This window comes from Brachybacterium sp. ACRRE, assembly GCF_022346485.1.
GTDB classification, from domain to species: domain Bacteria; phylum Actinomycetota; class Actinomycetes; order Actinomycetales; family Dermabacteraceae; genus Brachybacterium; species Brachybacterium halotolerans.
Map to the genome: position 1 here is coordinate 1 of NZ_JAKRMO010000103.1, position 8,417 is coordinate 8,417.

An 8,417-nucleotide genomic window follows, 5' to 3' on the forward strand; every position below is an offset into this window, starting at 1 on the left:
CTCGAGGACGGTCCCCTGCGCTTCTCGCAGATCTCGCGGCTCATCGACGGGATCAGCCAGAAGATGCTCACCCAGACCCTGCGCTCCCTCGAGGCCGACGGACGGTTACTGCAAGGTGCCTACTTCCCAAAGGATACCGAGTTACCTACAGTGAGCGTCGTGGGTGCGGCGCACGTCGCACCGGCCCGGCGGATCCGTCGGGCATCAGATCGACCCGGGCGCCGAGCGCCCCGAAGGAGACACCATGACCAGCACCTCGACCGGCTCCTCCCGCATCGTCGTCCTCGGCGGCACCGGCTATGCCGGCTCGCTGATCGTCGAGGAGGCCGCGCAGCGCGGCCACGACGTCGTCGCCGTGAGCCGCACGGCTCCGCAGAGCCTTCCCGTCGGTGCCTCGCACCGCGCGGGGGACGTGCGCGATGCGGCGTTCCTCGCCGACGTGCTCGACGGGGCCGACGTGGTCATCGCCACGAGCTCCCCGCGCGGTGAGCTCGCCGAGCCCGGCGTGCTGCGCGGCGCCTACGCCGAGCTCGCCCGCATCGCGGAGAGCAACGGCGTGCGCCTGGGCGTGATCGGCGGTGCCGGCTCCCTGCACGTGAGCGAGGGAGGTCCGCTGCTCGTGGACACCCCCGATTTCCCGGACGCGTTCCTCACCGAGGCCCGTGAGCTGGGCGGCGTCCTGGAGGACCTGCGAGGCGACACGGGTGAGCTCGACTGGTTCTTCCTGAGCCCTGCGGCGGGCTTCGGCGGATACGCGCCGGGGGAGCGCACCGGCTCCTACCGCGTGGGCGGCGACGTGCTCGTCTCCGACGAGAAGGGCGAGTCCTTCATCTCCGGCGCCGATCTCGCGATCGCCGTCGCCGACGAGATCGAGGAGCCCGCGCACCGGAACGCGCGCTTCACCGTCGCGTACTGACCCGCCGGTCCCGCGGACGGCCGGGCCGGCCGAGGGCCGCGGCAGGCGGCCCGACGGGTGGTCCGCGGCCGACCCGGCAGAAGAGATGAGCGTGGCGCACCGGATCCGATGGGTCCGGTGCGCCACGCTCATCTCTACGGGGCGCGGAGGTCAGTCCTTCGCGACCTCCTTGACCTTCACCTTCTTCGAGCCCGCGCCGCGGACGACCAGCGCGAGCGCGATCGCGGCGAGCCACAGGTCCTTGGACAGCGGAGTGCCCGCGTGGGAGGGGCGGATGCCGTCGGCCTGGGTCATCTCGGAGTTGCGGAAGTACATGGAGAGCATGCCGGCGCTGAAGGCGCCGAGGCCCAGGCCCGCCACGCGCGTCGGCACGAGCGGCAGCAGCAGCGCCGAGCCGACGGCGATCTCGCCGAGGCTCACGAGCCAGCCGAACTGCTTGGGGGACAGGCTCTCCACCTGCGGGATGCCCTGCGAGGCCATCTGCTGGAGACCGGTGGCGGCCTCCTCGGGGAGGCCGAGCTTCCCGATCCCCGAGTTCAGGATGTAGGCGCCGGTGACGCCGCGCAGGATGGTGTTGCTGAGGCTGAAGGCCATGGGGACTCCTTGATCGAGAGCGGTCCGTGCAGGACGAGAGTAATGAATCCGGCCGGGACGGGGGAGGCACGCCCGGCCGTGGTGCGCGAGGACTCACCCGTCGCCCCGTCCGCGGTCCCGCACGGCGTGCTCTCGCCCACGACTGCTGCGCACGGCGGGCATACGGGCCGCTCGGCCCGTAGACTCCCCTCCCGTGGCTCTCACCATCGGAATCGTCGGACTGCCCAACGTCGGCAAGTCCACCCTGTTCAACGCCCTCACCCGCGCCGAGGTCCTCGCGGCGAACTACCCGTTCGCCACGATCGACCCGAACGTCGGCGTCGTGCCGCTGCCCGATCCGCGGCTCGGCACGCTCTCCGAGATGTTCGACAGCGAGAAGCAGGTGCCCGCGACCGTGTCCTTCGTGGACATCGCCGGCATCGTCAAGGGCGCCAGCGAGGGCGAGGGCCTGGGCAACAAGTTCCTCGCGAACATCCGCGAGGCCGACGCGATCTGCCAGGTCACTCGTGCCTTCGCCGATCCCGACGTGATCCGCGCCGAGGGCTCCGAGGGCCCGTCGGGCGACATGGAGACGATCACCACCGAGCTGATCCTCGCCGACCTCCAGACTCTCGAGAATGCGCGCCCGCGCGTCGAGAAGGAGGTCAAGCGCAAGCTGACCGAGCCCGCCGTGCTCGAGGCGATGGACGCGGCCAAGGATCTGCTGGAGACCGGCAAGACCCTGTTCCAGGGCGCGGCCGCCGCGGGCATCGACGCCTCTCTGCTGCGCGAGCTGCAGCTGATGACCGCCAAGCCCTTCATCTACGTGTTCAACACCGATGAGGAGGGGCTCGCCGACGAGGCCTCGCAGCAGGCGCTGCGCAAGCTCGTCGCCCCGGCCGACGCGATCTTCCTGGACGCCAAGTTCGAGTCCGAGCTCGCCGAGCTCCACGAGGAGGAGGCCCGGGAGATGCTCGAGAGCACCGGCCAGGCGGAGTCGGGCCTCGACCAGCTCGCGCGCGTCGGCTTCCACACGCTGGGCCTGCAGACCTACCTCACCGCCGGCCCCAAGGAGTCCCGCGCCTGGACCATCCCGCAGGGCGCGACCGCCCCGCAGGCCGCCGGCGTGATCCACACGGACTTCGAACGCGGCTTCATCAAGGCCGAGATCGTCAGCTTCGACAAGCTCGTCGAGGCCGGATCCATGGCCGACGCCAAGGCCCACGGCTGGGTGCGCATGGAGGGCAAGGACTACGTGATGGCCGACGGAGACGTCGTGGAGTTCCGGTTTAACGTCTAGCGTTAATGACGGTCCCCGTCATACACTGGTCTCGTGATCAGATCGTTCGGCGACAAGGAGACCGAACGGCTGTGGCGTCGTGATCGCGTGCGGTCGATCGATCCGAGGATTCATCGGGTTGCACTGCGCAAGCTGCGTCAGGTCGGGTCCGCGAAGAACCTTGAGGACCTCCGCGTCCCGCCGGGCAATCGTCTTGAAGCACTCAAGGGTGATCGGGCCGGACAGCACAGCATCAGGATCAACGACCAGTGGCGCATCTGCTTCGTGTGGACCGACGCCGGACCGGAGGAGGTGCAGATCGTTGACTACCACTGACAGGATCGAGCCGATCCACCCGGGTGAGGTCCTCATGGAGGACTTCATCGAGGGCTTCGGCCTCACGCAGAACAAGCTCGCGGTCTCGATCGGGGTTCCGCCCCGACGGATCAACGAGATCGTGCACGGCAAGCGAGGCATCACGGCGGACACCGCGCTGCGTCTCGCGAAGTACTTCGGGACCTCGGCGGAGTTCTGGATCAACCTGCAGAGCCACTACGAGCTCGACCGCGCGGAGGACGTCGCGGGCGAGCAGATCGCCTCGATCACGCCGTTGGCGGTCGCGTGACCGGTCGTCTCGTCGTGCTCTCGGGACTTCCCGGTGTGGGAAAGACGAGCGTTGCCGAGACCATCGCTGCACGCACGGGGTTGGTCCACCTGGCCATCGATGCGGTCGAGGAGGCGATCCTCGCCTGCGGTCTGTCTTCAGGGTGGCGCGTCGGTGTGGCTGCGTACGAGGCCACGCGTGCCATGGCAGAGCAGAATCTGCGGCTCGGCCTCGATGGCGTCGTGGATGCTGTCAACGACAGCGAGGGGGCGCGGCAGACCTGGTGCACGGCGGCCGCGCGAACTGGTGCGCATCTCGACTTCGTGCACCTGGTGATCTCCGACGTGCACGAGCATGAGCGGCGGATCGGCGACAGGGATCGCGGTCTCTCCCATGTCGGTGAGCCGACCTGGTCCGACGTATTGCGCCGCCGCACACGCTGGGACGGTGTCGCCCTGCGGTGGGGGCGCGTAAGGTCGGGGCCCCGATTCTTGAGGAGGGTGACGATGCTGAACTGGTTGCGGAAGCTGCGACGGGTCCGCGGGGATGCCCGGGCCGTCGAGCAGGGCCCTGAAGCCGTGGGCAAGCGTGCCGGACGGCGGGCGATCAACAAGGCGGCACGGCGCGCGCTGCGCTGAGCCGCTCGAGCGACTCGGATGCGCGAGGCATCCTGCACGCGTCTGGGGCGACGCCTGCCTCTCAGCCCGTGTGCGTCCCGACGTTGGCCACGGATCCCGCGGAGTCCCGGTAGAAGAAGCGCGTGACGCCCCAGTCCTCACGGGTCAGGGGATGGACGATCTCCACGCCGGCGGCGATCGCCGCCGGGTGCGCGGCCTCGATGTCGTCGACGAAGATCGAGCATGCGGGATTCACCGTGGCCGTCGCGTCCCTGGTCATCAGGCTCAGCTGGTGGCCGCGGGTATCCGCGAGCGTCACGATCCAGCCGTGGTCCCGGGAATGCTCGGATCACTCGGCTTCGATCTCCCGGATCACCCGGGCCGGCACGCCCCCGACGACGGTCCGTGGCGGGACGTCCTTGGTGACGACCGCCCCGGCGCCCACCACTGCGCCCTCACCGATCGTCACTCCCGGGAGCACCGTCGCGTTCGCTCCGATCCATGCGCTCTCGCCCACGACCACGGGGCGGGGGATCGTGGTGGAGCGCCGGGAGGGATCCAGCTCGTGGTTGAGGGTGGCGATGACGACGTTGTGGCCGATGAGGCAGTCGTCGCCCAGGGTGATGCCGCCCTGGTCCTGGAACCGGCAGCCGGAGTTGATGAAGACCCGCTCGCCGATGCGCAGGTTCTTGCCGCTGTCCGTCGTGAACGGCGGGAAGATCCGGAACGAGGCGGGCACAGCGCGCCCGGTGAGGCGCGACATGATCTCCACGCGCTCGTCGAGGGTGGTGACGCGGGTGTTCAGCTCCATGCACAGGGCGATCGCCTCGTCGGCGAGGTCGTCCATCATGCGTGCCGCCGGGCTGCCCGGGAGTGCGGGCGCGCCGGCGTCCATCTGCGCGAGGAACGTCTCGAGGTCCATGCGTCGTCCTCCTCCGTCGTCCTTCGTCGTGGCCATTCCGCTCACTTGCCGCTGAACACGGGGAAGGCGCTGGACTCGCCGTAGTCCTGACCCTTCATGTTCCTCAGCGTCGCCATGTCCTTCTCCGAGATCTCGAAGTCGAGCTGCGCGTTGGAGCGCATGTGCTCCGGGTTCGCGGTCTTCGGCAGAGGCACGGTGCCCAGCTGCAGTGCGTAGCGGATGCACAGCTGCGGGACGCTCGCCCCGTAGGTCTCGGCCATCGCCTGCACCTCGGCGTCGTCCAGGATCTCGCCGTGCGCGATCGGCGAGTACGCCTCGACGAGAATGCCCTGCGAACGGCAGTACTCCAGCAGATCGTGCGGGGTGTTCCCGGCGTGCACCAGCAGCTGGTTCACGTGCGGGACGACGTCCGCGGTCTCCAGAAGGCTCTCGAGGTCGGACTGCAGGAAGTTGGAGACCCCGATGGCGCGGATCCGACCGGACCGGTGCGCCTCCTCCAGGGCCTTCCACGCCTGACGGTTGCCCTCCGCGTAGTCGCCGCCGCGGAAGTCGTCCCAGGGCTGCGGGCTGTGGATGAGCATCAGGTCGATGCGGTCCAGGCCGAGCGTGCGCAGGGACTCGTCGATCGCGGCGGCCGCGCCGTCAAAATCCTTGATCTCGGCGGCGAGCTTCGTGGAGACGAACAGGTCGTCGCGGTCCGCTCCGGAGGTGCGGACGCCCTCCCCGACGCCCTGCTCGTTGCCGTAGGCCTGCGCGGTGTCGATGTTGCGGTAGCCGATCTCGACCGCGGATCGCACGGCCTCGGCGGCCTTGTCGTCGTCGATGAACCAGGTGCCCAGTCCCAGCTTCGGGATCTCGACGCCGTGGGCGAGGGTATAGGTCTGGTCGAGGATGCTCATGCGCGCTCTCCGCTCGTCGGCAGCTGGTCGTAGAGGTCGTCGGCGACGGGCTCCAGCCATTCGTTGGAGACGTCGTCGCCCGGGGTGATGAAGGCGAGATGGGAGAACCAGGAGTCGGCCTTCGCGCCGTGCCAGTGCTTGGTGCCCGCCGGGACCCGGATCACGGTCCCCGGCTCCATGCTGATGGGCTCCTCCCCGTCGGCCTGGTACCAGCCGGAGCCCGCGGTGCAGATGAGCACCTGGTCCCCGCCGCCGCTGCGGCCGTGGTGGATGTGCCAGTTGTTCCGGCAGGCTGGTTCGAAGGACACGTTGCTCACCGGCGCGCTTCCCCCGGTGAGCGGAGCCAGGTAGCTGCGGCCGATGAAGTACTGCGCGAAAGCCTCGTTCGGTTCCCCGAGCGGGAACATCTGGTCGAATCCGTCGTTCGTCGTCATGGGTGCCTCCTCATCATGGATCGCGCGGTCGAAGGGGCCGCGCCGATCGTGTGGTCTCCACTCCAGCACGGTTCCGGCGCGCGGGGGAGTCTCCCGCGAGAGGGGTTCTGCGGGAGACTCCTTCCTCGCGGCGCCCGCGCGTACCCTCGCCCCATGGACAATCGAGCCGAGGTGCGCGAGTTCCTGACCTCGCGCCGCGCCCACGTCTCGCCCGAGCAGGTGGGGCTTCCCGCCGGGAGGAACCGGCGGGTGGCGGGCCTGCGCCGCAGCGAGGTCGCGGCCCTCGCAGGGGTGAGCGTCGAGTACTTCACGAAGCTCGAGCGCGGCGCGATCAGCGGCGCCTCCCCGGAGGTCCTCGACGGCGTCGCGAGGGCGCTGCTGCTGGACGACGCGGAGCGCGCCCATCTCTTCGATCTCGCGCACGCCGCCAGCCCCGTCGCCCGCCCGCCCCGAAGGCATCCCTCCCGGAGCTGGACGCCGCACGAGAGTCTGCAGTGGGTCCTCGACGCCGTGACCGCCGGCCCCGCGTTCGTGCGCAACGGCCGCATGGACATCATCGCGACCAACACGCTGGGCCGGGCGTTCTACGAGGACGTCTTCGACATGCCGGGCCAGGCCCCGAACATCGCCCGCTTCACGTTCCTCGACCGGCGCGCCCTCGATTTCTACCCCGACTGGGACTTCTTCGCGGGCGTCACGGTGGCGATCCTGCGCACCGAGGCGGGCCGCGACCCCCACAACAAGGAGCTGCACGACCTGATCGGAGAGCTGTCCACGCGCAGCGACGAGTTCCGACGGCTCTGGGGCGCGCACGACGTCAGGCACCACGGCACGGGCTCGAAGACCTTCCGCCACCCTGTCGCGGGCGAGATCACCGTCGCGTACGAGGGGATGGGGATGGAGTCCGAGCCCGGCCTCACGCTCACCGTCTATGCGGCCGAGCCCGGATCCGTCTCCGCCGAGCGCCTGCAGCTGCTGGCCTCCTGGGCGGCGAGCGAGGTCGGGGAGGACGGCGCCGTCATCCCGTCGGGCGGGGGAGCCGGGGGCTGAGGGGATCAGCGCCGCTGATCCCGCAGATCCCGCCGATCCCTTCGATCGCGCCGATCCCGCACGACCACCAGGAGGACCACTCCGATCCCCAGCAGAGCGACGATCGCGTTCGCCGTGGTGAGGCCGACGGCCTCGACGGGCGAGGCGCCCTCCAGATGCATCAGGTGGAAGATCGCGTGCGGAACGGCGAACACGGAGAAGGCGAGCGCCGCGGGGATCGCGAAGTGCGCCGTCGGGCGCACCAGCGCGATGCCGAACAGCAGCGCGATCCCCAGGGTGGCGCCGCCGAAGTCCCGTGCGTAGTGCTCGCTGAACGGGGGCGTCAGGTCCACGGTCGGGAAGTGCCGGTAGAAGCTCGCGGGCACCAGCGCGTTCGATGCCCCGACGACGAGCTCGTCGAGGAACAGGATCGCCAGGGTCAGGCGGATGACGACGTTCACGGTGGAATCCTCTCGATGCGCCGCGGGCCGGCAGGCCGACCCGATCACCGCGACGGATGCGCAGCTCACCCTCTTGACCGCGCGGAGGCTCGGGATGTGAGGACGGAAGCTGACCGCGCCGCCACCCCGCGTCGCCATTCCACGTAGCCACCTCGCGGAGCCGCCTCACACGGGCGGCTCGCCCCCGGTCGTAGGGGCAGGGGACGGAGCACCCGTCCCGAGAGGAGAGCACCATGGACGCACCCACCCCTGATATCCGACTGCTGGATCAGGCCCACGTCGCAGGCGGCGTCGGACCGGCGCATGTGATGACCGTGAGCATGACGCTGGAGCCGGGATCGCCGGGGTCGCCCCCGCACCGCCACTCCGGCCCCGTCTTCGGCTACCTCCTCGAGGGCGAGCTCGTCTTCGAGCTCGAGGGGGAGCCGGAGCGCATCATCCGCACCGGCGAGGCCTTCTGGGAGCCCGGCGGCGACCTCATCCACTACCAGGCCGCCAACCATCTCGCCGAGGCCCCGACCACGTTCATCGCGGTCATGGTCTGCGCGCCCGGCGAGGAGATGATGACGTACGTGAGCGAGCAGGAGCTCGCCGAGCGCGCGCATCTGCGCCATCCCCGCTCCGGCAGCTGACCAGGCGGCGGGGGTGGATGCGGATCCACCCCCGCCCGACCGGCCTCGCCC

Annotated in this window: 13 protein-coding genes and 1 pseudogene; 8 read left to right on the forward strand and 6 right to left on the reverse strand. The window is 70.0% G+C overall.

Annotated elements, in window-relative coordinates:
* A pseudogene (locus tag MHY49_RS18305) lies at window positions 1–90 on the forward strand (winged helix-turn-helix transcriptional regulator); the annotation flags it as partial.
* A 154-nt stretch (window positions 91–244) separates the two neighbouring features.
* Window positions 245–916, forward strand: coding sequence for an NAD(P)-dependent oxidoreductase (locus tag MHY49_RS18310; RefSeq protein WP_239206559.1), 672 nt, complete (start codon window positions 245–247; stop codon window positions 914–916).
* A 150-nt stretch (window positions 917–1,066) separates the two neighbouring features.
* On the opposite strand, the gene MHY49_RS18315 is transcribed toward MHY49_RS18310, so the two are convergent.
* The gene (locus MHY49_RS18315; RefSeq protein WP_152351852.1) at window positions 1,067–1,510 is read right to left on the reverse strand and encodes a DoxX family membrane protein; all 444 of its coding nucleotides are present in this window, start codon (window positions 1,508–1,510) and stop codon (window positions 1,067–1,069) included.
* Between the two features lie 193 nt (window positions 1,511–1,703).
* Here MHY49_RS18315 and ychF point away from each other — a divergent pair, with 193 nt between their 5' ends.
* Genes ychF through MHY49_RS18335 form a run of 4 tightly spaced genes read left to right on the forward strand, consistent with a single transcriptional unit; the run spans window position 1,704 to window position 4,010 of the window.
* Entirely contained in the window at window positions 1,704–2,789 is a 1,086-nt protein-coding gene (gene ychF, locus MHY49_RS18320) for a redox-regulated ATPase YchF (RefSeq protein WP_239206561.1), read from the forward strand.
* A gap of 33 nt (window positions 2,790–2,822) precedes the next feature.
* Window positions 2,823–3,104 carry a type II toxin-antitoxin system RelE/ParE family toxin gene (locus MHY49_RS18325; RefSeq protein WP_239206563.1) on the forward strand — a complete coding sequence of 94 codons (282 nt, stop codon included), beginning with the start codon at window positions 2,823–2,825 and terminating at the stop codon, window positions 3,102–3,104.
* Complete coding sequence (locus MHY49_RS18330) at window positions 3,091–3,393, forward strand: HigA family addiction module antitoxin (protein WP_239206565.1); 303 nt, start codon at window positions 3,091–3,093, stop codon at window positions 3,391–3,393. The genes MHY49_RS18325 and MHY49_RS18330 overlap by 14 nt, the downstream gene beginning before the upstream one ends.
* The gene (locus MHY49_RS18335; protein WP_239206567.1) at window positions 3,390–4,010 is read left to right on the forward strand and encodes an AAA family ATPase; all 621 of its coding nucleotides are present in this window, start codon (window positions 3,390–3,392) and stop codon (window positions 4,008–4,010) included. The genes MHY49_RS18330 and MHY49_RS18335 overlap by 4 nt, the downstream gene beginning before the upstream one ends.
* Before the next feature lie 61 nt (window positions 4,011–4,071).
* Here MHY49_RS18335 and MHY49_RS18340 read toward each other — a convergent pair whose 3' ends face one another.
* Genes MHY49_RS18340 through MHY49_RS18355 form a run of 4 tightly spaced genes read right to left on the reverse strand, consistent with a single transcriptional unit; the run spans window position 4,072 to window position 6,244 of the window.
* Window positions 4,072–4,308 carry a VOC family protein gene (locus tag MHY49_RS18340; protein ID WP_239206569.1) on the reverse strand — a complete coding sequence of 79 codons (237 nt, stop codon included), beginning with the start codon at window positions 4,306–4,308 and terminating at the stop codon, window positions 4,072–4,074.
* Window positions 4,309–4,338: 30 nt separating this feature from the next.
* Window positions 4,339–4,911, reverse strand: a complete 573-nt coding sequence (locus MHY49_RS18345) for a DapH/DapD/GlmU-related protein (protein WP_239206571.1) — start codon at window positions 4,909–4,911, stop codon at window positions 4,339–4,341.
* A gap of 41 nt (window positions 4,912–4,952) precedes the next feature.
* The gene (locus MHY49_RS18350) at window positions 4,953–5,810 is read right to left on the reverse strand and encodes an aldo/keto reductase (protein WP_239206573.1); all 858 of its coding nucleotides are present in this window, start codon (window positions 5,808–5,810) and stop codon (window positions 4,953–4,955) included.
* Complete coding sequence (locus MHY49_RS18355) at window positions 5,807–6,244, reverse strand: cupin domain-containing protein (protein ID WP_239206575.1); 438 nt, start codon at window positions 6,242–6,244, stop codon at window positions 5,807–5,809. Before MHY49_RS18355 ends, MHY49_RS18350 begins: the two co-directional genes overlap by 4 nt.
* Window positions 6,245–6,397: 153 nt before the next feature.
* Here MHY49_RS18355 and MHY49_RS18360 point away from each other — a divergent pair, with 153 nt between their 5' ends.
* Window positions 6,398–7,294 (forward strand): helix-turn-helix transcriptional regulator, encoded by an 897-nt coding sequence (locus MHY49_RS18360; RefSeq protein ID WP_239206577.1) that lies wholly within the window; start codon window positions 6,398–6,400, stop codon window positions 7,292–7,294.
* Window positions 7,295–7,299: 5 nt separating this feature from the next.
* On the opposite strand, the gene MHY49_RS18365 is transcribed toward MHY49_RS18360, so the two are convergent.
* Entirely contained in the window at window positions 7,300–7,734 is a 435-nt protein-coding gene (locus MHY49_RS18365; RefSeq protein WP_239206579.1) for a hypothetical protein, read from the reverse strand.
* Window positions 7,735–7,967: 233 nt separating this feature from the next.
* Here MHY49_RS18365 and MHY49_RS18370 point away from each other — a divergent pair, with 233 nt between their 5' ends.
* Window positions 7,968–8,366, forward strand: a complete 399-nt coding sequence (locus MHY49_RS18370) for a cupin domain-containing protein (protein WP_239206580.1) — start codon at window positions 7,968–7,970, stop codon at window positions 8,364–8,366.
* Window positions 8,367–8,417: the final 51 nt, after the last annotated feature.